Below are 26,620 nucleotides of genomic sequence, written 5' to 3'. Positions count from 1 at the left end.
ATTGTCCGGCAATTATACGTGTTGATGCTTCGCCGTCCTGTTAGGGACGGCGAAGCTGTGTTTAGAGAGGATGTACCGTATGACCCAAAGGCATTCAAGAACCGAAGAAGAATGGATGATATTATCCGTTAAGCAAGACAAAAAAGAACGGAAATTATACCATCTCTTTGCCGAGTCAGAGAAAGCTATACTGTCCGTGCATGAAGATATATTGATTCGTTATCGATTGACCAAGGGACAACTTGTAACCGAAGCTCAGGCCGATGAAATACGAATGGAAGATGAGCGCTATCGGGGATATATAATGGCTATCGCTTATTTGGGAGCTAGACCGCGAACGAGAAAGCAGATTGAGCAATATTTGAATCGCAAGTTTTTTGAAGCTGACAATATTCAGTATGCCCTTGACCGTTTAGAAAGAGAGCATATTGTGGATGATGAACAATATGCACGCCAATTTGCGACCAGCCGACTTAAGAATCGCTTAAAGGGTCGACGGTTCATTCAGCAAGAGCTGCAACAGCGAGGCGTGTCGAAAGAAGCCGCAGCAGAAGCAATCGGTTCACTGGACCAGAAAGTGGAATTAGCATCTGCTAAGAAGGCTGCGGAGAAGAAATGGCGATCTTTAAAAGGCGAACCATTTGAGAAAAAACGTAAGCTTATGGGGTATTTAATGCGCAGCGGCTTTCCGGGAGATATCGTGAAAGACGTGATAAAGTCGATCGATCTGGATGGGGAAGAAGACTCATTCGAGGAAGATGATGGGCTTTTGCTTGACAATTGATTTTACGAAAAGATAAAATGAGGTTGTATTCCTTCATTATTGAATCAATTTTCCTTCCAAAAGTTGATTCAATACGATTATTTTCGTCAAATTAGTAAATGTTTAAACGGTTTGAAGCCGGTTGAAAACCTAATATCATCCCAAGCAGTGCCTTGGTGTATGCAACAAGGAGGTGAACAAGATGCCTAATGAGATCATTTGGATCTTGATCTGTCTCTTTGTTGGCGCAATATTCTTTGGGATTGGTTATTTTATTCGAAAGTCGATTGCCGAGGCCAAAATTTCAAGTGCTGAGCAGGCTGCTATTGTAATCGTAGAAAATGCGAAAAAAGAAGCGGAAGCTCAGAAGAAAGAAACTGTGCTAGAGGCAAAAGATGAAGTCCACAAACTTCGTTCCGAAGCCGAGAGAGACATTCGTGAACGTCGCAACGAGGCTCAACGTCAGGAAAGACGTTTGCTCCAAAAAGAGGAGTCGCTGGATAAAAAGTTAGAAGCGCTAGAACGCAAAGAAGAAACTGTAGCCAACAAAGAAAAACGGATCGAAGAAACGCAAGAGCAGATCGACTCCATTTACAAGCAACAGTTAAGTGAATTGGAACGTATATCGAGTCTGACAACGGAAGATGCGAAATCGATCATTTTATCCAATGTTGAACAGGAAGTACGACATGAGACAGCACAGATGATTAAAGAGATCGAGCAGCAAGCGAAAGAAGAGGCCGATAAGAAAGCCCGTGATATTATATCACTAGCTATTCAGCGCTGTGCGGCAGATCATGTGGCTGAGACGACGGTTTCCGTCGTAACCTTGCCTAATGAAGAAATGAAAGGCCGTATTATTGGGCGTGAAGGCCGTAATATCCGTGCTTTGGAAACATTGACTGGTATCGATCTTATTATCGACGATACACCGGAAGCGGTCATTTTATCTGGTTTCGACCCGATAAGACGCGAAATTGCCCGCACTTCTTTGGAAAAGCTTGTGGCTGACGGTCGTATCCATCCTGCCCGCATTGAAGAAATGGTTGAAAAATCTCGTAAAGAAGTGGATGAGCGTATCCGTGAATACGGTGAGCAAGCTACTTTCGAGGTTGGCGTTCATAGCTTGCATCCGGATTTAATCAAGATTTTAGGTCGATTGAAATATCGGACAAGTTATGGTCAAAACGTGCTGAAGCACTCAATGGAGGTCGCTTACTTGACTGGATTGATGGCAGCAGAGCTTGGTCAAGATGTTACGCTCGCAAGGCGTGCAGGCTTGCTGCATGATATCGGTAAAGCGCTTGACCACGAAGTTGAAGGATCACACGTTGAGATCGGCGTTGAGCTCGCTAAGAAATACAAGGAGCATCCTGTCGTTATTAACAGTATTGCCTCCCATCACGGTGATACGGAAGCCACTTCCGTTATCGCGATGCTCGTAGGAGCAGCAGATGCTTTGTCCGCTGCACGCCCAGGAGCTCGTCGTGAAACGCTTGAAACGTATATCAAACGACTGGAGAAGCTTGAAGACATTTCCGAATCGTTTGAAGGCGTTGAAAAATCATACGCGATCCAAGCTGGCCGCGAAGTGCGCGTCATGGTGCAGCCAGAGAAAATCGATGATACAGAAGCATTCCGACTCGCTCGTGATATTACGAAAAAAATCGAGAGCGAACTTGATTATCCGGGACATATTAAAGTTACGGTTATTCGTGAGACACGCGCGGTTGAATATGCAAAGTAAGTAAACAAAAAAATATAAGCTTTTCAGAAAAGTGGCTGCTAGTTAGCCACTTTTCTGTTTGCAGGCGTACAAAAAAGGAAGTGTAATGAATGAACGTATTATTTATCGGCGATATCGTAGGCAATGTAGGAAGAAGTGCGTTAAAGCGAGTACTGCCAGCACTTAAAAGTAAATATAACCCTCATATTATTATTGCGAATGGCGAGAATGCCGCTGCTGGTCGTGGGATTACAGCAACCATTGCTAAGGAATTTTTCGAATGGGGAATCCATGGCATAACGATGGGCAACCATACGTGGGATAATAAAGATATTTTTGAATGGATCGACAACGAGCCGCGCTTGGTTCGCCCAGCAAATTATGCAGAAGGCGCGCCTGGACAAGGCATGGCTTTTATTAAGGCTGGCGGAAAGCAGCTCGCTATTATTAACTTGCAAGGCCGCACCTTTTTACCGCCAATCGATTGTCCATTCCGCAAAGCAGACGAATTGATCGAAGAGGCAAAAGAGCAAACGAACAATATCCTTGTTGATTTTCATGCGGAAGCAACCTCGGAGAAAATCGCGATGGGATGGCATCTCGATGGCAGAGCTTCTATCGTGCTTGGCACACATACGCATGTACAAACGAATGATGATACGATCCTGCCTGGGGGCACGGCTTACATAACAGATGTTGGCATGGTTGGCCCTAAAGAAGGGGTGCTTGGCATGGAGCGAAACGCCGTTTTGCATAAATTTATTACGCAGCTGCCGGTTCGTTTTGTAGTGGATGAAGGAAAGTGGCATTTGCATGCAATCTCTGTTCAAATCGATGATGCGACGGGACAGGCACGGAAAATTGAGAAAATTCGTCTTACGGAAGATGAATGGCTTCTGATGTAATACTATGATTCTAGTGAAAGTTCTGACAATTCAGAACAGTTTGTTAATATGCGGAATAAAAGCAGGAATTTTTTAAACTCCCTCGAATACTATTTAAAAGTGGAATCCATCCAACAGTCCAAGGGGAGGTTCTTTTTATGGATGTATTAAAAGTTTCAGCAAAGTCCAATCCAAATTCCGTTGCAGGTGCGCTAGCTGGCGTTCTTCGTGAACGTGGTGGTGCGGAGCTGCAAGCCATTGGTGCTGGTGCGTTAAATCAAGCGATCAAAGCAGTTGCGATTGCTCGTGGATTTGTCGCTCCCAGCGGGGTGGATTTAATTTGTATACCGGCTTTTACTGACATTGTTATTGATGGGGAGGATCGAACAGCAATCAAATTGATTGTTGAACCTCGGTAGCAAGTCCAAGCGGCGTTATGGTGTAAGCCAATTGGATTAAAAAACAATCGTTCGCCTGTTTACGTCGTAGACAGGTTTTTTTGCTGCAAATTATAAACGGTGAGGTGCGTCTATGAAAGTGGTAGATTTCCATTGCGATGTGCTATGCAAACTGTTGATTGATGAAAATTTATATTTTCAAGGCATTAAGCCCGGCAAATTAGATGTTACATACGAGCGTTTAAAGGCTGCAGGAACGATCTTGCAAACTTTTGCAATCTATATTCCACAATCAATGAATGGTCGACTAGAGCCGATTTTGGAGAGTATAGATCGTTTCCACCAGATGGTATTAAGCTGCGAGGACATGGTGTGGGTAAGGACAACCCATGACTTGGATTCTTGTATTAAGGATGGAAAAATCGGAGCATTACTGTCGCTTGAAGGTGTTGATGGTCTTCAAGGACAAATGTCGCTGCTTCGCATTATGCATCAATTAGGCATACGTGCAGCTGGAATGACATGGAATCATGCGAATTGGGCTGCGGATGGAGCGATGGAGCAGCGTGGCGGGGGCTTGACCGCAAAAGGGAAATTGCTAGTAGAAGAATGCAATAATTTGGATATACTAATAGATGTATCACATTTATCTGAACGTGCGTTCTGGGATGTTGCTGAGCTTTCCAAGAGACCGATCCTAGCTTCTCATTCAAATGCAAGAGCAATCTGTGATCATCCGCGAAATTTGAGGGATGCACAAATTGAAAAAATAATTGAGATGCATGGAGTAGTAGGGGTTACTTTTGTGCCTTGGTTTGTATCCAGCGCGGAAGTCGTTGTCATCGATGATTTATTGCGTCATATTGAGCATATTTGTGAGCTGGGCGGAGCATCGCATATTATGCTCGGCTCTGATTTTGACGGAATTGATAGCTATATGAAACAATTAACGCATCCTGGAGAACTCGTTAATCTTCAAGAGGCACTTCTTAAACGATATTCTGAGCAGCAAACCGAACAGTTTATGTCCGGCAATGCACTTCGTTTTCTTAGGGAAAATCTCCCTTTTAACTAAAATGAATTCGATCTATTTGCGGTATGGGATTGATCGAAACAAACTATGCTTATATTAAGCGTTTACATCTTGATTTTTATAGATATGCGCTTTAAACTTGTTGTGACTGTTATGAATTATACTATATAATTACTTGATGAAATAGAATATTGCACGTTTTAGACAAAGAGGAGTTGGGCATTTTGATTAGTCAATTGTCTTGGAAGATCGGGGGACAACAAGGTGAAGGCGTCGAAAGTACAGACCGGATTTTTTCCACGGCGCTAAACCGTTTAGGCTATTATTTATATGGATATCGTCATTTCTCCTCGCGGATCAAAGGCGGACATACGAATAACAAAATTCGTATAAGCACGAAGCCGATTCGTGCTATTTCGGATGATTTGGATATTTTGGTTGCTTTTGACCAAGAGAGCATTGATTTGAATGCGAAGGAATTGCGTCCAGGCGGCGTTATCGTAGCAGATGCAAAGTTTAACCCAACGATACCTGAAGGCATAGATGCTAGACTGTTTGCTGTTCCGATTACGAAGATGGCTGAGGAGCTAGGCACTTCATTAATGAAAAACATGGTTGCCTCAGGCGCTTCTTGGGCGCTTCTTGGTCTTCCGCTTGAAGTATTCAATAAAGCGGTTGAAGAAGAGTTTGGACGCAAAGGCGCAGCTGTTGTAGAGAAAAATATCGAAGCGGTAAAAAGCGGCGCTGAGTTTGTGCTGGAGCAAGCGGGCGGACCGCTTGACGAATTTAAGCTAGATGAGGCGGATGGGCAGCAGAAGCTGTTCATGATTGGCAATGAAGCAATCGGTCTAGGCTCTTTGGCAGCTGGTTGCCGTTTGATGGCGGCTTACCCGATCACACCAGCTTCCGAGATTATGGAATATTTGATTAAAAAGCTTCCGAAATTCGGCGGAACAGTCGTGCAAACGGAGGATGAAATTGCAGCGGTAACGATGGCGATTGGTGCAAACTATGCTGGCGTTCGCACAATGACCGCTTCTGCGGGTCCTGGACTGTCCCTAATGATGGAGGCTATTGGTCTTGCAGGCATGACAGAAACACCGCTAGTCATCGTTAATACGCAGCGTGGCGGTCCTTCAACGGGTCTACCTACGAAGCAAGAGCAATCGGACTTGAACGCAATGGTTTATGGTACACATGGAGAGATTCCAAAAATCGTCATTGCTCCTGCATCGATTGAAGACTGCTTCTACGATACGATTGAATCGTTCAATTTGGCTGAGGAATACCAAGTACCGGTCATACTGATGACCGATTTGCAGCTGTCGCTCGGCAAACAATCCTGTGATCAGCTTGATTACAGCAAAATTGAAATCAAACGCGGCAAACTAGTCGAGAATGTGCCTGCCCTTGAAGGCCACGACTTGTTTAAACGCTATGAGCTAACAGAAGACGGTATTTCCCCTCGTGTATTGCCTGGCGAGAAGGGCGGTCTGCATCATGTGACAGGCGTAGAGCATGATGAAACTGGACGTCCATCGGAGAATGCAATGAACCGTCAGCACATGATGGATAAGCGATTGAACAAGCTGAATGATATGTACATTCGTGAAGCTATTCGTGTTGACGCACCTCATGAAACGCCTGATTTGCTTATTATCGGTATGGGTTCTACTGGCGGCACGATTGATGAAGCTAGAAGCTTGCTAACTCTAGATGGCGTGAAAACGAACCATATCACGATTCGTCAAATTCATCCGTTCCCAACTAAACCCCTGCTTCCTTACTTGCAAAATGCGAAAAAAGTAATTGTCATCGAAAATAATGCAACCGGACAGCTGGCAGGACAAATTAAAATGCATGCTGGTTTTGCAGAAAAAATCGATAGCTTGCTTAAATACGACGGTAACCCATTTTTACCTTCCGACGTTCACAAAGCATGTAAGGAGTTGAGTTTAGATGGCAACGTTCAAAGAGTTTAGAAATAATGTAAAACCTAACTGGTGCCCAGGCTGCGGAGACTTTTCTATTCAAGCGGCGATTCAACGTGCAGCAGCTAACGTAGGACTAGAACCTGAGAACCTAGCGGTTATATCAGGTATTGGATGTTCAGGCCGGATCTCTGGCTACATTAACGCATATGGCTTTCATGGCATTCACGGCCGCGTGCTGCCTATCGCACAAGGTGTAAAGCTTGCTAATCGCGAGCTTACCGTAATCGCTTCAGGCGGAGACGGAGACGGCTTCGCTATTGGTATGGGGCACACGGTTCACGCGATCCGTCGCAACCTGAATGTGACTTATATCGTAATGGATAACCAAATTTATGGCTTAACCAAAGGTCAAACTTCACCGCGCAGCGCGGAAGGCTTCAAAACAAAATCGACGCCGGAAGGCTCGATTGAGTCGACGCTGTCACCGCTTGAGATTGCGTTGTCTGCGGGTGCAACATTTATTGCTCAATCATTCTCGAGTGATTTGAAGCAGCTGACGAAATTAATCGAAGAGGGAATCAACCACGAAGGTTTCTCCTTGATTAACGTATTCAGCCCATGTGTTACCTTCAACAAAATCAATACGTACGACTGGTTTAAGGAAAATATCGTGAACTTGGAGCAATTCCCTGATTACGATCCAACAAACCGCGTGCAGGCGATGAACAAGATTATGGAAACAAACGGCATGCTTACAGGACTTATCTATCAGAATAAAACGCGTAAAGCCTATGAAGATTTGATTACAGGCTTCAAGCCCGAGGCTCTAGCTAAGCAAAATATCAAAATCACCCCAGAAGAATTCGATAAGCTTGTTGCCGAATTTAAATAAGTGGTATGATAAGCATGCGGCCAAAAGGCCGTATGCTTTTTCTTTCAACTCTGTGGAAAACAACAAAATTAAATCAGGAGAGTGACAACATGATACATAGAGGAGTACCAATCGGAGTATCTGCAAGACATATTCATTTATCACAGGAGCATGTTGAAATATTGTTTGGGGCAGGTTATGCGTTAACTGAAATGAAGCCATTGTCTCAGCCAGGACAATACGCTGCGAATGAAACGGTTGCGGTTGTGGGTCCAAAAGGAACATTTGGAAAAGTGAGAATTCTCGGACCTGCACGCAAAGAGACGCAGCTCGAAGTATCGCGTACGGACGCATTTGCGTTAGGCGTTAACCCGCCAGTTCGGGAATCAGGTAATACAAAAGGCTCTGCAGGCATTAAGCTTCAAGGACCTGCTGGAGAGGTTACAATCGAAGAGGGCGTCATTGTAGCGGCTCGTCATATTCATTTCCACACAAGCGATGCTGAGCGGTTTGGTATTGCGGACAAGCAGTCGCTGCGGGTTCGTTTCGCTGGCGAGCGCGGTGTCGTATTCGAAAATGTTGTTGCACGTGTATCTGATCAATTCGCACTTGATATGCATATCGATACAGATGAAGCAAATGCAGCAGGCGTGAAAAACGGAGATATGGCTGAAATCATAGATTAGTCAATAAAAAAAACAGCTTCCCTGTCGTCAGAGACGATGAGGAAGCTGTTTTTTTTGTTTGGAAAGATGGAATTAATGTCCCATCATCATGGATACTTCAGGTTTATTCTCAGCATTGGTGCCATCTTCTTGCTTCGGTCTGCGAAGCAGGAAGGCTGTGAGGGCGCCAACGATTGAAATGGATGCCAAGATGAAGAACGTATCCCCGTAAGAGGAGTACACTACATTTGGTCCTGGGTTAGTTACACTGTAATGCTCTACTCTGCTAGCGAGAATCGTCGACAAGCCAGCGATTGCAAAGGAAGTCATAACCTGCTGCGCAGCTGCGGTCAGCGAGGTTACGCGGCTAACGAGCTCCTTAGGAGCGGATTGCATAATATGTGTGTTAAGCGGCATCATCGACAAGCCCATACCTGCACCGAGAAGAGCAATCGGAATCATAAGAGTGAGAAGAGTCGTGTCCGCTGAAAGCTGGCTAAGGATGAAGCCTGCAATCGTAACAATGGATAAACCGGCAATGACGATTGGACGAGCACCGAAACGGTCAAACAGCTTGCCGCCGATCGGCATGAAAATACCTGCTGCTAAAGCTTGTGGAAGCAAAATAAGTCCAGTATCAAATGCGGAGTAACCTTTGGCGATTTGCAAGAAAATCGGAATTAAGAATAATGTTCCGAATAATGCGATTTGAACAATCCACTGCAAAATAATGCCGCGTGTGAAATTGCTTGATTTAAAGACGCGAAGCTCAAGCAAAGGCTCCTTGCGCTTCAGTTCTATGATGATGAAGAGGATAAGCGAAATACCGCCTACGATCATACCGATCAAAGCTTCAGGCGAGGTCCAGCCGCTGCCTGCGCCGCCTTCACCGCCGCCAGCAGAGCTTACGCCATAAGCAAGACTGGCAAAAGCAAGTGGGGCAAAAATCATACCTAAAAAGTCTAGGGAAGGAACATGTTTGCGTTCAATTTTTGGCAAGGTGCGAAACCCTACGATAACGGCAATGACACCAATCGGTAGATTGATAATAAATATCCAATGCCAAGATACATAATCAACGAGCCAGCCTGCTACTACAGGTCCAAGAGCGGGAGCTAACAGCATTGGAATACCGATCATACCCATAACTGCTCCTTGTTTGCCAGGAGGGCTGAGTCTAAAGGTAAAGGCCATTGCGATTGGAGCAACCATACCGCCGCCAAGACCTTGAATGATACGGAATACGATAAGCTGTTCAGCGGTTGTTGCTAATGCACAAAGACCGGAACCAATCGTAAACATAATGATTGAGAACAAAAAGACTTGTTTGGCGCCAAAACGATCTGACATCCATCCCGCAAGCGGAATAACAGCAGCCTGTGCAAGTGCATAACCCGTAATGGTCCACTGAACAAGCGACATCGAGCTTTTGAAGTCGGCCATTAAGCCTGGCATAGCGACATTCATTGCGGTGCCGTCCAAAATAACCATGAACATACCGACGATAATGGCAATCAGCGGTGCAATAATATTGCGCATGGACATCGGATCACCAGCAGGTGCTGCTTTTTTTAAAGCTGAAGCCATTTTATTTCCTCCTATCCAAATATGAGGGTCTATCCAACTATTGTTGACCTCTGCGTACCAGCAGGCTACAATAAAAGGTGACCGCTTCTATGAGCGGACAATTGTCCGCATTACTGAATAATAAAGACGAATGGGGCAATTGTCAATCGTAAGATTTGTAAACGCGGGAAAAGGAGATAGGAACGATGACTGCACCAGAAAACAGCAGAACGAAACAAGCGCTCAGCAAAGCGATTTTGCGTACGGCTAATCACTTGTTTACGGAGCATGGGGTAGAATCGGTCAGTATGCATCAAATCGCCAAATCAGTCGGTATTGGACAAGGCACCTTGTACCGGAGGTATTCAAACAAAGGTGATTTGTGTATGGATATGATGAAAGAGAATTTTGAAATTTTCATCAATGAGATCGACGCGTATTTGACAGAAGGGGCTATGCTGTCCGTACATGAGCGATTGAGCGGAGTAATGTGCAAAATTATAGCGTTTATCGATAAGGAATCGAAATGGCTTGGCGTGATGCAATCTTTTAATAAAATCGAACTTGAACATCCTAAAGGTGATTTTTTCCAATCACCGCCTTATCTATATTTGCATAGTGTCCTGCGCGGCTTGCTTGAGGAAGCAATGGAGAAAGAGCAAATTAAGCCTGTTGATCCTTGTTATGCTGCACATTCCTTTATATCCATTCAATCCCCGCATACGTTTAGGCAATTGCGGTACGTGATGGGCTACACTTGTGAAGAAATACAGGATCGGTTTTGCAAGACATTTATTGATCCTTTATTTCGTTAATTGAATACTATTGTAAAAAGGAGGGCAGCGTATAAGCTGCCCTCTCTTTTATTTGTCTTGAAATTATAGCTGATGCGCAGTCAGCACTGGAGAAATAATGTATAGTGTATCTTCGTTGTTGGTCGGCCTAACTAAGATCGGTTTATTTTTTCCTGTAAATCGCAACAACACTTGTGTGCTGTCAATCGCTTGCAAAATATCTCTCATATATTTTCCATTGAAAAAAACAACAAGCGGCTCACCAAAAATAGGGTTAATGGCGAACTTTTCGGAGACATCGCCTATCTCAGCTGCTGCTGCAAATAATTCGACTTCACAAGATGAAATGCGCATCCCGATGGCATGTGTATCACTAACGAGCAAGCTGACGCGTTGGACGGCCCGAAGAAAAGGAGCAGTGTTCATCGTTATTTCGGTTGAAAAGGTTTGTGGCACTAATCTTTCAACTACAGGAAATGTTCCTTGAATAAGCAGCGATTGCATACTGAAATTTAATGTGTTGAAGGAAATGACATGGTCTGAAATCGTAATTTGTGTTTTGCTAGATCCATCTGACAACATTTTGGAATAATCGGACAAATGTTTTGCTGGAATAACAAACGGAACTGAATCTGAGCTGTTTTCACTTAGATTTGAGGTGCTTGTAGCAAGCCGAACGCCATCGGTAGCAGAAAGCCTCAGCTTTCCATTAATGGTTTGACAAGAAATTCCTGTCAATATCGGTTTCGCTTCAGAAGTGGAAGCTGCAAACGAAACTTGCTTCACAATCTTTTTAAACGCTATATTATCGATTTGAAATTTAGCTTTATTCTCCAAGCTGCGCATATCTGGAAATTGTGAAACATCCATTGTAGCCAGACTGTATATAGAATGATCTGATTCAATATGTATAAAATTATGTTTTAACTCTGCGAGTTTTACTTTGCTTTCATTTGAAAAACTGCGGACAATATCGAGCAAAAGACGAGCGGGGATAACTGTACTTCCTTCTTTATCAATTTTAAGCTGGTCACATTGACAAGGGATAATATATTGAAGAGCCATAGATGCATTGCAGGCTGTGAGAGAAAGACCATGGGCTCCGGCTTGAATTTTAATGCCTAAAAGAATAGGGGAAACTGCTCTTAATGCCAAACCAGCAGCAATATGCTGAAGTCCAATATGCAACGATTGCTGTCTCACTTCAACAAGCATGATTGTCACCCGTCTTTACAATAATTTGTCGTGTGTATTTAATGATGACTCTATTATTCCGCGAATTACTTCAGACCGGGAGAGACCAGATGTTTTGCACTGATTTTCAAGCTCGCTCCAGACCTCATTGGTGAGCGTCAAAGAAATTTTTTTAGTCTCCCCAAATCCCTTTCTTCCGGCACCAGCACGAGGTCCTCCACGGGAAAACATGATGGAAACCTGTCCTTCTTCGTCGGGCACAGCAATTTTAATCTTTTTTCCAGCCATAAAACTACTCCTTTTTCGTTTGAATAAGGTTACTCTAATCAATAATCTATATATTAACTTTAGCATGTAAATTATGACATTGCAATGTGGGTTCTAAAACATTAATCAATGTCCATTTGTATGACTGCCATTTGACTATACATAGCAATAAAAATGATAGTAAAAGAATGAAACCATTTCTATAAGCTTTTTTTGATTTGCTTGTGATGGATTAGGCGGGGGCGTTATGATATAATTTCTAATTGATATGTTCAAATGAATAAATATAATTGATTATGGAAATTGCAGATAAAGGAAGTGAATCCCCATGACGAAGGAGACCAAAAGCACACCAGACTTAAAATCTGGCACGGGTGTTAAGGACTACTCCAAGTATTTCGATTTTTCGGATGCAAAGATTTTACGAGAAGAAGATGGCATGACTACCGTTCGAATTAAAGGTCGGAATATACAAATCAACTCTGCTCCCAATCACAAGGATGAGAAGAAGCGGGGCAAAGAGGATATCGAGGTGCATTATGACTTTGCGATCCCTGCTGAGCTTCGATCGATGGGTATAGGCAAGTTTTATTTAATCCAAACGTATGGCTGCCAAATGAACGAGCATGACACTGAAGTCATGAAGGGCATGTTCGAAGAAATGGGTTATACAGCTACTGAGGATCGAAATCTTGCAGATGTGATCTTACTTAATACATGTGCCATCCGTGAGAATGCTGAAGATAAAGTGTTTGGCGAGCTTGGCCATTTGAAAGCGCTGAAGACGGAGAAACCGGATTTGCTGTTAGGTGTTTGCGGCTGTATGTCACAGGAAGAATCGGTTGTTGGACGTATTTTGCAAAAGCATTCTTTTGTAGATATGATCTTTGGTACGCATAACATTCATAGACTTCCATACTTGCTGCAAAATGCTTATTTCAGTAAGGAACTGGTCGTTGAGGTATGGTCCAAGGAAGGCGATATTATCGAAAATATGCCTAAGAAACGCGAAGGAATGCGTGCTTGGGTTAATATTATGTACGGATGCGATAAGTTTTGTACGTATTGCATCGTGCCATATACACGCGGGAAAGAGCGCAGCAGACGTCCAGAAGATGTTATTGCTGAAGTGCGCGACTTAGCTAGACGAGGATTTAAAGAAATTACATTGCTTGGGCAAAATGTTAATGCTTACGGCAAGGATTTTGAGGACATCAACTATCGCTTTGGCGATCTGATGCATGATATGTCCAAAATTGACATTCCGCGTATTCGCTTTATGACGAGCCATCCGCGTGATTTTGACGATCATTTGATTGAGGTGCTTGGAACAGGCGGCAATTTGGTTGAGCATATTCATTTGCCTGTACAGTCCGGCAGCACCGAAATATTGAAACGAATGAGCCGCAAGTATTCTCGCGAGATGTATCTAGAGCTGGTTGCTAAAATTAAAAAAGCAATACCTGGTGCGATGCTCACTTCAGATATAATCGTTGGTTTCCCTGGTGAAACAGACGAGCAGTTCGAGGATACGATGACGCTGGTGAAAGAAGTTGGCTTTGATTCGGCTTATACTTTCCTTTACTCTCCGCGTGAGGGTACACCTGCCGCTAGTATGGAAGATAATGTTCCGCTAGAGGTGAAAAAAGCTCGTTTACAGCGTCTCAATGCACAGCTTGCTGCAAATGCGAGAGAAAAGAATGAGCAGCTTCGCGGTGAAATTGTCGAGGTTCTCATTGAAGGCGAAAGCAAAAACAACGCTAACGTCCTTTCCGGACGGACGCGTACGAATAAATTAGTGCATTTGGAAGGTCCAAAGGAATGGGTTGGCCAGTTTATTATGGCTAAGGTTACCGAGGCACAAACTTGGTATATCAAAGCCGAAAGTATAGAACAGGATGCACAAGAAGCCGTTAGCTAACGGTAAAACAGGAGAGATGACAAATGGCAGAGCAGCATACAGCAGATAATCAAGCAGCGCAATGTGACCATGATCATGAGCATGGCGAAGGCTGTGGAATTCCGAGTTTCCATACTCGCGATCTCATCGTTCGAGAGGATATTTCGAAAAAAGCGAAAGAATTAGCAAATCTCATCTTTACTTCAGAGGAAGTACAGCACTACCGCCGTGCAGAGCTGCAAATTAACGGCAATGAGCGTGTGCAGCAGTTGATTACAAAAATTAAGAAAAAACAAAAGGAAGTTGTTGCATTCGAGACCACTTTCAAAAATGCAGACATGGTTAAAAAGATCGAAGGCGAAATGGAAGAGCTGCAGGACGAGCTTGATGGCATTCCTATCGTGTCCGAGTTCCAACAAAGTCAAAGCGACATCAATTATTTGCTTCAGCTCGTTATTTCGATCATCCGTGATACAGTGTCTGAGAAAATCAACGTTGAGGATGCGTCAGAGCCAGCCCCTGAAGAGTGCAGCGACTAAAATAAGCTAGACTAGCGTTATAAGCCGTATGTATTGCAGCTCCTTTTTTGGGATGCAGACATGCGGCTTTCATTTTTACATATGAAATGCAACTTTTTCCAAATTAACAGAACTGGCGGAAGGGATAAATCCAAATGAAATATAGACAAATAAACCAAAACACTGAAGAAGATTTTCAAGATTTAGAATTCGATATCATTGAAAGCCATCTGATAAATCATCGAAATTATTTTCTTGTTCATGGTCAATATGGAAATGAAATTGTTGGCTTTGAAGTGTTAATAAACAAGGATATGATTCCTGGATGGAATCAGGGAGAAATCAATCAAGAGGCATTTTATTTTGAGGGAATAACTCTTAAATCAATTGGTAAAGAATCAGATGCGTTCATTACGGCTTTGTTGGAGCTCTATGGCTATGAGGGAGAATTAAAGTGTGATGATGAAATCTCATTTACATGTTTTGCACTAGAGGGTGACCCTAGAAATATTGCAAATGAAGATATTAAGTTTAAGGTCTTTTTCGATGATAATAATGAACTTGATTTGTATTGCGAAATATATATGAATATATCGGTACAGAATAAGGTTTTTGAATTGAAAGAAAAGGATACTGAATATCGCGGGAACATTTTAAGAACTTTAGGAAAGTAACTCACGAGGCATATCGAAGTAGATGTCTAAAACAAAAACCGCTATATTCCGATTCAAGATGCATAATCGGATAAAGCGGTTTTTTGCTTTCATAGAACAGCGGTTTTAAACGTTAAAAGTTGTTATCTCTTCGCTGTTTCTTACGGTTGACGAGCGTATGTGGACAATGTAAGGTGTTAAAGAGGTTGCTAAAATAGCGCCTGCCAATGATTTAAGTGCATCACCGACAATGAACGGATAGAATCCGACCGTCATCGCTTTCTGGAACGAAAGGTCCAGAGCATTCATAAGCCATGGAATGCCTAGAATGTATGAGGTGATGGAGCTGAATAGCTCGAAAATGATGAAAAAAACAATAAAAGCTAAGGCTTTATTTCCCTTGGACATTTTACTGCGTAGAAACCCGCCAATCGCTAGGCTAACCAATAGCGAACAGAATGGGAAGGCGAATATAAAGCCGCCAGTAGGTCCTGTTAGATGAGGAATACCGCCTTGCCCACTAAATAGGGGCAGGCCGATAGCAGCAAGCAAAATGACGATAAATATGCTGAGGAAAGCGTTGCGCGGCGTCAGAAAGAGACCGGCTAATCCAACAGCCAAGGTTTGAAGAGTAATCGGGACAAATGAGCCGCCGAACTTTATTGTCAAAGAGCTCATGACGATAAACAAAGCTGCGAACAAAGAAATAAAGACGAGTGAGCGAATGTTGCTGGTTTGCATAATGATGTTAGTCTCCTTTATGTACTTGCGGTAATATTGTTAACCATTTATATTTAAAACAGGTTAACAAATCGAATTGTAGCATAGCCTATCGTTTTCGGGAAGAGGTTGGGTGAAATTTTTTGAATCAGAGCAATCAGGTACAATTGAAGCAGGTTACCGTTACGCCTCCGGCAATAGGTGAAGGACAAAAACGGAAACCAATAATAAAAGATATTTCGCTTGTTATAAAAGAGGGAGAATGGATTACTCTGCTTGGCTGCAATGGAAGCGGGAAAAGCACAGTTGCGAAAGTAGCTGCTGGTTTTCGGGTAGCAGGCGTCAGCGGTCAAGTTTTAAGGAACATTCAGACTGCTGCAAAGGGGAAGCCGATTCCAATTGTTATGCAGCAGCCTGAGGCAGCGATGATCGGGGCAACGCCTCTCGAGGATATTATTGTCATGCTGGAGCAGAATGAGCAGGAAGCGGCCAGTATTCAATCTGAAGCCGAGCACGCGCTGCAAAGAGTAGGCATGGGTGAGCGAATGCATCAACCGATTGAAACCTTATCCGGAGGGCAGAAGCAGCTCGTTGCGATAGCTGGGTGTTTGGCACTTAAAGCGCCTATGCTTGTACTTGATGAGGTAACAGCGATGCTGGACCCTGAAGCAGCAATCTCAGTGCTGGAGCAAACGAGAAGTTTGCAGCAAGCCGGAATTACGGTCATTTGGATTACGCAGAAGCTGGAGGAGCTGCAGGCGGGAGATCGAATCGTTGCGATGAATGCCGGTACGATTATGTACGATGGCGGGGTAGAAGCCTGGTTTGCTAGATCGGCTGCGGGAGCAAGGGATAGTTTTTGTGAGCAGCTTGGTTTAGAGGCTCCTTATTGTGCTCAGGTGGCATGGGAGTTAGAGGAGCAGGGTGTGAAGCTTTCGCCTTTTCCGTTCACAGCAACTATGCTGGCAGAGGCGGTGAAGCAATATGGGCGATGACTGGCAGTTAAACGGCATTAGCGTGCACGCGGAGAATGACAATAAAAAACAGCTGCTAAAAGAAGTACATACGTCCTTTAAAGCAGGTGAAATCACACTTTTAATCGGGCGAAATGGTGCTGGGAAGTCAACGCTGCTTGAGACATTGGCGGGCATACGATCGATTCAAAGCGGAAATATTGAGCTTGGCACCGATCAGTTATGGATGGAGAATGGCCGCCGCAGCCGTCTAAATCCTGAAGTGGTGCTTAAGCTTGGCATATCGATGCAAAATGCGGAGTCACAGTGGTTTGCGTCATCTGTACGAGAAGAAATGGTTTATTCTCTTAAGCCCTATAAGCTCGATTCATCCATAATCGAGGAGAGAATCGCGGAAGCTCTTGCGAGAGCAGGGCTGCCAGTGGAGCTGTTGGAGCGTGATCCATGGACGCTCAGCGGCGGTCAGCAGCGACGGCTGTCACTCGCCTGCTTATTGGCGTGTGAGCCGGATTGGCTGCTGCTGGATGAGCCGACGGCGGGGTTAGACGCCGTCGGTATTCGCCGCTTGTGCGCGGTGCTGGAAGCGCACAGGGCGGCGGGGCGCGGAGCGGTCGTGGCAACGCACGACCTCGATGCGCTGCTGCCGCTGGCGGACGCGGTCGCCGTCGTTGACGGCGGCACGGTCCGCGCAGCGGCTAAGGCGGCGGCGATCGCGCATGCCGCCTCTGCGCCGCAGGCGCTTCGCGCGCTGGACGCGCTGCGCGAGGAAGCGGCTATGCCGCTGGAGCAGTTCATCCAGCGCGCAGACGCGGATGAGGCGCCTTGGCCGGCGCCGCAAGAGCTTGCTGCGGCGATTTCCATTGCACTCGCGAGTCGAGCCGTCCAGAAATCAGAAGAAGCAGCCGTTGTTGTAGCAAATGGTATAGCATGCAGCTTAGATACTGAGCACAACAAGCCAAACACGTTTTTAAAAGAAGAACCAAAAGAAGAATCAAAAGGTAAGCTCGCTGAAAAAACGAAAACAGAGTTTTCTCAATTAGGAGCTACCAAACCATCGGTTCTGCTTCGTTCAAATTATTTTGATCCTCGTGCGCTTGTACTCGTTTATTTATTTCTATCTGCGAGCATTTTTGCGCAAAAAACAGCATTGGAGCTAACGGTCGCAGCTGTTTCAACGCTATTGCTTTTAATTCCGTTTCGTACACTCATTTGGCCTTGGAGACGAGTCATTCGCGCGTATGCCATTATGATTATTATTTTTTGCGTAATAGCAGGAATTGGCATTCGACCGCTTTCCTTTGATTTGGACAAGGTTTGGCCAATAGTTATTCGATTAGGCAAGCTTTTGTTGATTATGCTTTTAGGCCTGCCTATGCTAAAGCTGATGACGCCTCTACGACTTCAGCGCTCGCTTGAGCAAACCTTCGGTTTCCTAGACAGGCTGAAGGTGCCCATTCATTCCTTTGCAATCATCGTCACTCTTATTTTTCGGTTTATTCCTTTACTAACAGGAGAGTGGGAGCGGTTTGCGAAGCTGGCTCATGCGAGAGGAAAGGCAGTTACGCCTCTTAAGACGGTACCGATGAAAAGGCTTCTACCGATTCTGATTCCCTACGTACGTTCAATATTGCGTCTTGCGGAGCAAATGGCGGATGCGCTTGAAGCACGCGGCTTTGGTTATGCGAAGCGAAAGCCGACCTATAGCTTTCGGCTTCGCTTCGGACGAGCAGATGCTCGTCTAATGAGTATTGCAGCAGCAGCAGGCTCATTGCTATTTCTTTTTGCTGTATTGTTTTAAAAGAGGGAGAACCTGCGAAACCCAACGTCCATCTTCATCAGCAAGCAGCGTATGCCATCCGTGCAGCGCTGCTTGCTTTGTGTTTTTAGGATGATCATCAACAAATAAAACAAAGCTGTCAGGCGGCAGCTGTTCATTTACTTTGTCAAAAATAGCTGGATGAGGTTTTTGGAGTGCTGCTTCACTTGAGATTGTGATACTTTTCAAATAAGGCTTGATAGGTGTAATGATGGGTTCAACCCATGCAGGTAAATGATTGCTTAACACATGAATATCAGCAACAGCATTCCAATTGCCGATTTCTGAAATGGCAGGAAGCGGCAGTAGGCATCTATCGATAAAACTTCTGGCTAGCGCACTAGTTAAGTTTGGCGTATACTCTGCAATCCATCTCCAAAATTGTTTCTCTGTTATTTGGCCTGTCCATAGCCGCTCGCTAATTTGCTGCTTATATTCGGAGTAAAGTTGTTCTTCAGAAACGATCGCTTCCGCAGCTAGCAGCTGCCAGAAGAGCGGCGACAGGTTTGTCGCCAACACGCCTCCAATATCGAGCACGAGCTGCGGCTTAATCATCCGCTTACCTCCTCTGCATGATTCGTGCGCGCGGCAAACTTAGCTTTGCGATCTGACATCGCCCACTTGATTACCAGTGCAAATGCGAAAGCTCCAAGCAGTGAGCCAAATAGGAAACCTCCGTTCAATCCCCAGCTTTCATTGAGCCAACCAGCAAGGAATGGTCCAGAGAACATTCCAATGGCATATAGCGCTTGATATAAGCCCATTGCTGTTGCACGGCCAGGAAGCTCGACATCTCGAATCGCTAGTCCCAGCAGAAGCGGCATATGTAAGCCTTGCGCAAAACCATTAATCGTTTGCGTTGCGACAAGTACACCAAAAGAATCCGCAAACACCATAGCTCCTGTGCAAATAGTACTCAATATAAAGCCAGCGCCAATCGTACCCCAATAGCCGAATTTAGGCGTAAACCACCTCGCTGTAACGAGTGAGGCAAAAGCATGGGGGAGCATAAAAGAAAATACGAGCAAGGTGAGCTTCAGGCCGTCTGCACCCATTTCTTGAGCTTTGAGCGGTGTAAATCCGAACATCGTTATAAAAAGAATGCCATGAGCAAGGATGGACAACAAAGAAACCTGCAGCAATGTTTTAGTTTTTACCACATTCTTGATCATGGCAAACGACATTCCTGGCTGTTCCTTCAGCTCCGAGCGAGGCTCTTTCAGCATGAAAGCGAGCACTAGACCAAGGACAGCAATGACAGCGCCTACAATAAATGGAGCACTTGAGCTAAAACCATCCGTTAACCATCCGCTAAAGAGCATACCGATCATTTGTCCGGATACCGTCATCACGCTAATATTGCCCATTGCACGACCTGTCTGCCCGGCTCCAAAATAGCTGGCATAAAGCACGGTGAACGCGACCCAAGTAGATGCGCAAACGCCTGCCATCAATCTGCCAGCAAGCGGCCATACCCATGAATCAGGGATGAGGAACAGCAAACAGCTTATCGCAGCGGTTAGCATCCCTAATAGGATGAAAGGCTTGCGCTTTCCGAAACGATCTGACAAAATGCCGAGCGGAAATCTTACGAACATTTGAACAAAACCATAGCTTCCAAGCACGATGCCGATAAAAGGCAAGGACAATCCCCGATCACTAAGGTAAGGTGAAAGCGTAGGGACATATACATACATGGAAGTCCAATATAAAATGGTTATAGTAGTAAAAAGCAATCTTTGTGCTCCAGAGATTTGATTCATCGTTGTGGAAGCCCCCTTTGCTTTCACTTTATCGCAAGTCTGGTTCGGTTGTCACTTCCTATTTTGGGCGCTATAATGAAAACTTTGTACAGCAAAGAACGTATTAGGTAGACAATTATTTTTATTTTTACAAGAAAAAAAAACACTAACTGATGAGGAGAATGTTCATGCAAACAGAAAAACGCACAACAAAAAGCTGGATGAAAGAAGTAAGAGAATGGGTCGTTTCACTTGGTATTGCCGTTGTTGTAGCGCTTTTGTTCCAAAACTATGTTTATGCTCAATCGGAAGTACATAATGTATCTATGCAAAATACGCTGGTCGCTGGACAACGATTAATCGAAGACAAATGGTCTTACCGGCTTCATGAACCTCGTCACGGCGACATCGTTATTATTAGCGGGCCCGAGAGCGATTTGCGTTTAATAAAACGTGTCGTGGGCTTGCCTGGAGACGTGGTTGATATACAAAACGGGGAAGTATATTTGAATGGCGAAAAAATCGAAGAGCAATATGTTAAGGGTCAGACAGTAGCTGGCAGTGTTTCAGTGCCTTTTACAGTTAAAGAAGGACAGCTGTTTGTTATGGGTGACAATCGTGAGCATAGTATGGATAGCCGTGAGCTTGGTCCAATTGCTAGATCCAGCATCGAAGGCAAAGCCGTATTCCGTATATGGCCGCTGCCTAAGTTCGGTACACTGAGCGAATAATTATTTTATAGCATTAAATAAAAACGTCATTAATTAAATAAACAAAACCATCAAACGTAATACTTTTGTAAGAAATGGTTACAAATTCGTTTAGAAATAGCCGTTATGATTAACCATAGAAACAACGAGAGAAACACACTTAACAAAAAAGCAGCAGCGAGGCGTGAACAGGATTGTCCATTCGAGTAAAGCTGTATATGTCATACTTGGCGATGATTTTTGTACCGATCATATTAATGAGTGCTTTTATGATATTTATTTTTTATGCTCGCGGAGTTGAGGATGTTCGTCATTATTATGAAAATGAAAACAGAGAGCCTTATCTTCAAGCCTTGGTGTATGGCGAATTATCCTATGTGCTCCGCAATGATTCCGGTGAGCTCGAGAAGAAGGAATACGTAGCCGAAATTCAAGAGCGATTAGGTAAGCTATGGGCAGGACTTCTTATTTCCAGGGATGGAAAGATTACTTCTGTAGCGCCTTTCTTGGATCAGTCAGCTGTTCATGCTGATTGGCAGCAATTATTGGACGAGCCGCCTTCGAAGGTTGCATTTAATTCATTTCGATTCGAAACGAGTACCGTCGATTTTATTTATCCTGATGGGGGAGAGGGTCGTGCTGTCCTATTCCGTCGAAATGATACGGTTCCTATCTATTGGAGACCGGTCGGCACAGCTTTCAGTTTAGCTTTTATTGGATTAACGAGCTTGCTGCTTACTTACTTTGTATCAAGAAGCATCATTCGTCCCATTAAGAAACTAGAAGCCGCAGCTCTACAAATTAAGGATGGCGATTTGTCTCACAAGGTTGAGGCCACGACGAAAGGTGAAATCGGACAGCTAAGCATCGCGTTTGAGGATATGAGGATAAGATTGAAGCAGTCGATTGATCAAAGCCTTCAGTATGAAGAAAACCGTAAAATGCTGCTGTCTCATATCTCGCATGATTTGAAAACGCCAATATCTGCGATTAAAGGGTATGTTGAAGGGATCATGGACGGTATCGCGAACACGGATGAAAAGCGGAAGCGCTACATGGAGACGATTTATCGTAAAGCTACAGATATGGATCAATTAATTGATGAGCTGTTCCTATTCTCGAAGCTTGATCTTCAAACGGTTGCCTTTGATTTTAAAGTGATGGACATTAAACGCTACTTAGAATATTTCTTGGATGAGCAGCGGTTTGATCTAGAAAAATCAGGGGTAGGATTGCAATACATCGAGCATGGTTCTGATCCGCTGATGATCGCAGCCGATCCTGACAAGCTAAGCCGTGTTTTAACTAATATACTGAACAATTGTGTCAAGTATATGGGACAATCTTCTGGTCTCGAAAAACATAACATCGTTGTTCGAGTAACAGAACTGGAGGAGCACGCTCTGATTGAAATTGAGGATTCAGGTCCCGGAATTGAGAAGGATGATTTGCCTTATATCTTCGATCGTTTCTATCGCGCGGAGCAATCACGCAATTTAGAGACAGGTGGAAGTGGTCTCGGTCTTGCAATCGTCAAACAAATTATTGAAGGGCACGGCGGTACGGTCTGGGCGGAAAATGCAGAGCATGGAGGTGCGTTGTTCTGTCTAAAATTGCCTAAGTCAGTATCCGTCAAAACGGTGGGTGGTCATGAAGAGCATACTAATTATTGAAGATGAGAAAGCCATTGCCGAGCTGGAACGAGATTACTTGGAAAGTTACGGTTTTAATGTTCAAATTGAAGGGAGAGGTGATATAGGACTTGAGAAAGCGCTCGAAGGAAAGTTTGATCTTATCATATTAGATGTAATGCTTCCTAAAATCGACGGCTTTGAAATTTGTCGTCAAATTAGACAAACGATCAATATTCCAGTGCTGATGGTAACCGCGAAAAAAGAGGATATTGATAAAATACGAGGATTAGGACTTGGCGCTGACGATTATATGACCAAGCCCTTCAGTCCAAGTGAGCTGGTAGCACGCGTGAAAGCTCATTTGGCTCGTTACGAGCGTTTGACAGCTGACAAAGGGGAGCGAGGCGAGCATATTCGCATACGCGGATTGTTTATCGATAAGCCTTCACGAAGAGTCATGATTCATGAGCAGGAAGCGATGCTTACTTCAAAGGAATATGAGCTTCTGCTGCTTTTAGCTTCACACCCTAATCGCGTGTTTGAGAAAGAAGAGTTGTTTGAACGTATTTGGGGGCTTGATTCAAATGGAGACGCAGCTACGGTTACGGTTCATATTCGGAGGCTGCGTGAGAAAATTGAGCATGACCCATCCAAACCTCAATATATAGAAACAATTTGGGGAGTGGGCTACCGTTTTAAAGTATAGATAGAAGATGAGGAGTGGGAGAGATTGAAGAGCATCATCCGATTTTCGCTTAATAACAAATTTGCTTTATGGATTTTGACGCTGCTTGTGTTATTTGCTGGACTTTATTCAGGAATGAATATGAAAATGGAAACGTTGCCCGATATTACGGTTCCAATCGTAAGCGTCACAACTGTATTGCCGGGTGCTGCACCTGAAGAGGTAATGGAGAAAATTACGAAGCCGATTGAGCAGCGGACTCGCAATCTTAAAGGTGTTAAAGTCATTAGCTCAACATCCTATGAGAATGCTTCATCTGTCGTTATTGAGTACTCCTATGAGACAGATATGGAAAAGGCGGAAGCGGAAGTTAAAAATATCCTATCCGAGATTAAGCTTCCAACAGGAACGCAAACCCCATCCGTTTCACGGATCAGCTTGAATGCATTCCCTGTCCTTGCGATGAGTATCTCCAATGAAAAGATGAATTTGGAGCAGCTTACGAAGGAAATAGAAGAAAATGTGTTGCCGCGCTTTCAAGGTATTGAAGGTGTAGCGAGCATTCAAGTTTCTGGACAAAATGTTAAGGAAGGTGAACTATCCTTCAAAACGGATAAGCTAAAGCAAATCGGCTTAACCGAAGAGATGGTGAAAGGCATCATCCAAGCGTCAGCTATTTCTGTACCGCTAGGTATTTATGAATTTGGCGAGACAGAGAAGGCGCTGGTCGTTGATGGAAACATAACGACAGAGAGTGATTTGAAAAACTTAGTCATCGTGCCAGGTGTTAAGCTTAGCGATGTTGCTGATTTAAGCATCGTAGGCAAAGCAGAGTCTATTTCTCGTACGAATGGCAAAGACTCCATTGGTTTTAACGTAGTCAAAGCGGCTGATTCGAATACGGTTGACGTTGTTAATAATGTAAAAGCAGAAATAAAAGAGCTTGAAGGCAATAATGATGGTTTGTCTATTGTAACGACACTAGATCAAGGCAAGCCGATCGAGGATTCCGTTCACACGATGTTAAGCAAGGCGGTAATCGGCGCATTGTTCGCTGTCATTATCATTATGATTTTCTTGCGCGATATTCGTTCCACGATTATTGCTGTTGTTTCGATTCCACTTTCCATTCTGATCGCTCTTCTGATTTTGAGTCGGATGGATATTACACTGAACATTATGACACTTGGTGCGATGACCGTCGCGATTGGGCGGGTAATCGATGACTCGATTGTCGTTATCGAGAATGTATATCGACGAATGGCGCTCCCTACAGAGAAGATGAAGGGCAAGGAATTAATTCTTGATGCGACGAAGGAAATGTTCGTACCGATTTTGGCTTCCACAATCGTAACGATAGCCGTATTCTTGCCTCTTGGACTTGTTTCGGGCATGATTGGTGAAATGTTCCTGCCGTTTGCATTAACGATTGTATTTGCTCTACTAGCATCATTGCTTGTTGCCATTACGGTTGTACCAATGCTGGCGCATATGATGTTCCGCAAAGGGATGAAAGCAGGCAAGGCGCATCACGATAAGCCGGGCCGCTTAGCGGAATGGTATAAAGGTGCACTTCGCTGGTCTCTTGATCATAAATTGGTTACTTTTGGTTTAGCAACACTTCTACTTATCGGAAGCTTGTTCCTGCTCCCAGTGATTGGAACGAGCTTCATCGCTGGCGACGAACAGAAAATGATGATTGTTTCCTATAATCCAGCACCTGGAGAAACACTTGAACAGGTAGAGAAAATGGCTCTTGAAGCTGAAAAGAAATTGCTCGATCGTGAAGGTGTTACAGTCGTGCAATATGCAGTCGGCAGCCAAAATCCATTTAGCCCAGGAGCTTCAAAACAAGCGTTATTTAACCTTAGCTATGATGAGGATTATGCTGGTTTTACTGCTGAGAAAGAAAAAATTGTACCTATGCTGCAAGAGCTAGGCGGCAAAGGCGAATGGAAACAGCAGGATTTCGGAGGCGGAGGTCTTGGCGGATCGGGCATATCGATGCTTGTGTATGGTCCGGATATGAACACGGTTCAGCCTATCGTGGATGACCTTATGAAGAAGCTTGCAGATCATAAGGATTTGAAAAATATTGATTCCAGCTTATCAGAAACGTATGAGCAGTATCGCCTTGTAGCTAATCAAGAGAAGCTAAGTCAAAACGGATTAACAGCAGGCCAGATTGCAATGGCACTTAGTCCGGTTCGCGAGCGTCCCGTTCTGACGACAGTAGAAGTGGATGGCGAGGAATTTAACGTTTATGTGAAGGTTGATACAAAAACCTATACGAATAAATCAGATCTAGAGAATGTGAAATTGACTACTCAGTTAGGTACTGAAGTTGCTTTGAAAGATGTCGTGACTATCGAAGAAGGTGAATCGCCAAATACGATAACAAGACGTGATGGTCGTATGTATGCTGAGATTTCAGCAGATGCAACTTCATCTGACGTCGGCAAGGTTTCGGCAGAATTGCAGAAAATGATTGATGAGACTGATCTTCCTGCTGGCGTCGATATCGAAATGGGCGGAGTAACGGAGCAGATCAATGAGTCATTTATGCAGCTAGGCTTAGCAATGCTTGCAGCGATTGCTGTCGTTTATCTCGTGCTTGTCATTACATTTGGTGGAGGACTTACACCATTCGCAATTCTGTTCTCCCTTCCGTTTACGATTATCGGTGCACTAGTAGCACTGTTAATTGCAGGAGAAACACTGAGCGTTACCGCAATGATCGGTGCCCTGATGCTCATTGGTATCGTGGTCACGAATGCGATCGTCCTTGTTGACCGTGTTATTCAAAAAGAGAGAGAAGGACTTTCCGTCCGCGAATCACTTATTGAAGCAGCGGGTACACGTCTTCGTCCGATTCTAATGACGGCGATTGCAACCGTTGGTGCATTGCTTCCGCTTGCATTTGGATTCGAATCAGGCGGTTTGATTTCTAAAGGTATGGCGGTTACCGTAATTGGCGGCTTGACGAGCTCAACACTGCTCACGCTCATTATCGTACCTATCGTTTATGAGTTCTTGAACCGTAAACGCAAACCACGCACTGCAGAAGAAGCATAACGATTCGAGATAGCAGAGAGGCTGTCACAAGGTCATTGACCTTGTAGACAGCCTCTCTTTTTAGTTGTTCCGTTTGCATAATGGGCGACTAGGTAAAT

Annotated in this window: 24 protein-coding genes; 18 read left to right on the top strand and 6 right to left on the bottom strand. The window is 44.3% G+C overall.

From position 1 onward, the window contains the following. The first annotated feature begins 79 nt into the window (after nucleotides 1-79). From ACIFSR_RS03100 to pduL, 8 genes are all read left to right on the top strand, one after another. Nucleotides 80-784, top strand: coding sequence for a regulatory protein RecX (locus ACIFSR_RS03100; protein ID WP_339208982.1), 705 nt, complete (start codon nucleotides 80-82; stop codon nucleotides 782-784). A 181-nt stretch (nucleotides 785-965) separates the two neighbouring features. After that, complete coding sequence (gene rny, locus ACIFSR_RS03095; RefSeq protein WP_076269209.1) at nucleotides 966-2,510, top strand: ribonuclease Y; 1,545 nt, start codon at nucleotides 966-968, stop codon at nucleotides 2,508-2,510. Nucleotides 2,511-2,599: 89 nt separating this feature from the next. Next, a complete protein-coding gene (locus ACIFSR_RS03090) occupies nucleotides 2,600-3,394 on the top strand; it encodes a TIGR00282 family metallophosphoesterase (protein WP_430054896.1) in 795 nt (264 codons plus the stop codon). 137 nt (nucleotides 3,395-3,531) lie between these two features. Next, nucleotides 3,532-3,792, top strand: a complete 261-nt coding sequence (locus ACIFSR_RS03085; protein WP_006036664.1) for a stage V sporulation protein S — start codon at nucleotides 3,532-3,534, stop codon at nucleotides 3,790-3,792. 112 nt (nucleotides 3,793-3,904) lie between these two features. After that, entirely contained in the window at nucleotides 3,905-4,846 is a 942-nt protein-coding gene (locus ACIFSR_RS03080) for a dipeptidase (RefSeq protein WP_430054894.1), read from the top strand. Nucleotides 4,847-5,028: 182 nt separating this feature from the next. Continuing rightward, the gene (locus ACIFSR_RS03075) at nucleotides 5,029-6,786 is read left to right on the top strand and encodes a 2-oxoacid:acceptor oxidoreductase subunit alpha (protein ID WP_430054891.1); all 1,758 of its coding nucleotides are present in this window, start codon (nucleotides 5,029-5,031) and stop codon (nucleotides 6,784-6,786) included. Then, nucleotides 6,764-7,630 carry a 2-oxoacid:ferredoxin oxidoreductase subunit beta gene (locus ACIFSR_RS03070; RefSeq protein ID WP_076269213.1) on the top strand — a complete coding sequence of 289 codons (867 nt, stop codon included), beginning with the start codon at nucleotides 6,764-6,766 and terminating at the stop codon, nucleotides 7,628-7,630. Before ACIFSR_RS03075 ends, ACIFSR_RS03070 begins: the two co-directional genes overlap by 23 nt. A gap of 89 nt (nucleotides 7,631-7,719) precedes the next feature. Next, on the top strand, nucleotides 7,720-8,295 hold the full coding sequence (gene pduL / locus ACIFSR_RS03065) for a phosphate propanoyltransferase (protein ID WP_372239009.1): 576 nt from the start codon (nucleotides 7,720-7,722) through the stop codon (nucleotides 8,293-8,295). A 72-nt stretch (nucleotides 8,296-8,367) separates the two neighbouring features. Here the strand turns inward: pduL and ACIFSR_RS03060 are convergent, their stop codons facing one another. Then, nucleotides 8,368-9,861 (bottom strand): DHA2 family efflux MFS transporter permease subunit, encoded by a 1,494-nt coding sequence (locus ACIFSR_RS03060; protein WP_430054888.1) that lies wholly within the window; start codon nucleotides 9,859-9,861, stop codon nucleotides 8,368-8,370. A gap of 185 nt (nucleotides 9,862-10,046) precedes the next feature. Here ACIFSR_RS03060 and ACIFSR_RS03055 point away from each other — a divergent pair, with 185 nt between their 5' ends. Further along, entirely contained in the window at nucleotides 10,047-10,655 is a 609-nt protein-coding gene (locus tag ACIFSR_RS03055; RefSeq protein ID WP_339208993.1) for a TetR/AcrR family transcriptional regulator, read from the top strand. Nucleotides 10,656-10,718: 63 nt separating this feature from the next. Here the strand turns inward: ACIFSR_RS03055 and dnaN are convergent, their stop codons facing one another. Then, nucleotides 10,719-11,849 carry a DNA polymerase III subunit beta gene (gene dnaN / locus ACIFSR_RS03050; protein WP_430054884.1) on the bottom strand — a complete coding sequence of 377 codons (1,131 nt, stop codon included), beginning with the start codon at nucleotides 11,847-11,849 and terminating at the stop codon, nucleotides 10,719-10,721. 15 nt (nucleotides 11,850-11,864) lie between these two features. Beyond that, nucleotides 11,865-12,116 (bottom strand): hypothetical protein, encoded by a 252-nt coding sequence (locus ACIFSR_RS03045; protein WP_430054882.1) that lies wholly within the window; start codon nucleotides 12,114-12,116, stop codon nucleotides 11,865-11,867. Between the two features lie 307 nt (nucleotides 12,117-12,423). On the opposite strand from ACIFSR_RS03045, the gene miaB reads away from it, so the two are divergent. The 3 genes from miaB to ACIFSR_RS03030 all read left to right on the top strand — a co-directional run bounded on the left by miaB (nucleotide 12,424) and on the right by ACIFSR_RS03030 (nucleotide 15,187). Next, a complete protein-coding gene (gene miaB, locus ACIFSR_RS03040) occupies nucleotides 12,424-14,016 on the top strand; it encodes a tRNA (N6-isopentenyl adenosine(37)-C2)-methylthiotransferase MiaB (RefSeq protein WP_430054880.1) in 1,593 nt (530 codons plus the stop codon). Between the two features lie 23 nt (nucleotides 14,017-14,039). Beyond that, complete coding sequence (locus ACIFSR_RS03035; RefSeq protein ID WP_076269237.1) at nucleotides 14,040-14,534, top strand: RicAFT regulatory complex protein RicA family protein; 495 nt, start codon at nucleotides 14,040-14,042, stop codon at nucleotides 14,532-14,534. Nucleotides 14,535-14,668: 134 nt separating this feature from the next. Beyond that, the gene (locus ACIFSR_RS03030) at nucleotides 14,669-15,187 is read left to right on the top strand and encodes a hypothetical protein (RefSeq protein WP_430054877.1); all 519 of its coding nucleotides are present in this window, start codon (nucleotides 14,669-14,671) and stop codon (nucleotides 15,185-15,187) included. Nucleotides 15,188-15,292: 105 nt separating this feature from the next. Here the strand turns inward: ACIFSR_RS03030 and ACIFSR_RS03025 are convergent, their stop codons facing one another. Further along, the gene (locus ACIFSR_RS03025; RefSeq protein WP_430054873.1) at nucleotides 15,293-15,907 is read right to left on the bottom strand and encodes a biotin transporter BioY; all 615 of its coding nucleotides are present in this window, start codon (nucleotides 15,905-15,907) and stop codon (nucleotides 15,293-15,295) included. 122 nt (nucleotides 15,908-16,029) lie between these two features. On the opposite strand from ACIFSR_RS03025, the gene ACIFSR_RS03020 reads away from it, so the two are divergent. Further along, nucleotides 16,030-16,881: an ATP-binding cassette domain-containing protein gene (locus ACIFSR_RS03020; protein ID WP_430054870.1), complete on the top strand. Its 852-nt coding sequence runs from the start codon at nucleotides 16,030-16,032 to the stop codon at nucleotides 16,879-16,881. Next, nucleotides 16,871-18,658, top strand: a complete 1,788-nt coding sequence (locus tag ACIFSR_RS03015; protein WP_430054868.1) for an ATP-binding cassette domain-containing protein — start codon at nucleotides 16,871-16,873, stop codon at nucleotides 18,656-18,658. The genes ACIFSR_RS03020 and ACIFSR_RS03015 overlap by 11 nt, the downstream gene beginning before the upstream one ends. Here the strand turns inward: ACIFSR_RS03015 and ACIFSR_RS03010 are convergent. Both ACIFSR_RS03010 and ACIFSR_RS03005 read right to left on the bottom strand, forming a co-directional pair. Continuing rightward, nucleotides 18,632-19,231 carry an HAD family hydrolase gene (locus ACIFSR_RS03010; RefSeq protein ID WP_430054865.1) on the bottom strand — a complete coding sequence of 200 codons (600 nt, stop codon included), beginning with the start codon at nucleotides 19,229-19,231 and terminating at the stop codon, nucleotides 18,632-18,634. The genes ACIFSR_RS03015 and ACIFSR_RS03010 overlap by 27 nt on opposite strands. Continuing rightward, nucleotides 19,228-20,439, bottom strand: a complete 1,212-nt coding sequence (locus ACIFSR_RS03005) for an MFS transporter (RefSeq protein WP_430054863.1) — start codon at nucleotides 20,437-20,439, stop codon at nucleotides 19,228-19,230. The genes ACIFSR_RS03010 and ACIFSR_RS03005 overlap by 4 nt, the downstream gene beginning before the upstream one ends. Before the next feature lie 167 nt (nucleotides 20,440-20,606). Between ACIFSR_RS03005 and lepB the strand changes: the two genes are divergently transcribed. The 4 genes from lepB (at nucleotide 20,607) to ACIFSR_RS02985 (ending at nucleotide 26,522) form a co-directional block, all read left to right on the top strand. Continuing rightward, nucleotides 20,607-21,149, top strand: a complete 543-nt coding sequence (gene lepB, locus ACIFSR_RS03000) for a signal peptidase I (protein WP_430054860.1) — start codon at nucleotides 20,607-20,609, stop codon at nucleotides 21,147-21,149. A gap of 173 nt (nucleotides 21,150-21,322) precedes the next feature. Further along, a complete protein-coding gene (locus tag ACIFSR_RS02995; protein WP_430054859.1) occupies nucleotides 21,323-22,801 on the top strand; it encodes a sensor histidine kinase in 1,479 nt (492 codons plus the stop codon). Beyond that, nucleotides 22,779-23,468: a response regulator transcription factor gene (locus tag ACIFSR_RS02990; protein ID WP_076269246.1), complete on the top strand. Its 690-nt coding sequence runs from the start codon at nucleotides 22,779-22,781 to the stop codon at nucleotides 23,466-23,468. Before ACIFSR_RS02995 ends, ACIFSR_RS02990 begins: the two co-directional genes overlap by 23 nt. Before the next feature lie 24 nt (nucleotides 23,469-23,492). Further along, nucleotides 23,493-26,522: an efflux RND transporter permease subunit gene (locus ACIFSR_RS02985; protein ID WP_339209016.1), complete on the top strand. Its 3,030-nt coding sequence runs from the start codon at nucleotides 23,493-23,495 to the stop codon at nucleotides 26,520-26,522. The last annotated feature ends 98 nt before the right edge of the window (nucleotides 26,523-26,620 follow it).

The organism is Paenibacillus sp. NRS-1760, assembly GCF_050467785.1.
GTDB lineage: Bacteria > Bacillota > Bacilli > Paenibacillales > Paenibacillaceae > Pristimantibacillus.
This window is presented reverse-complemented; position numbering and strand designations above follow the sequence as displayed.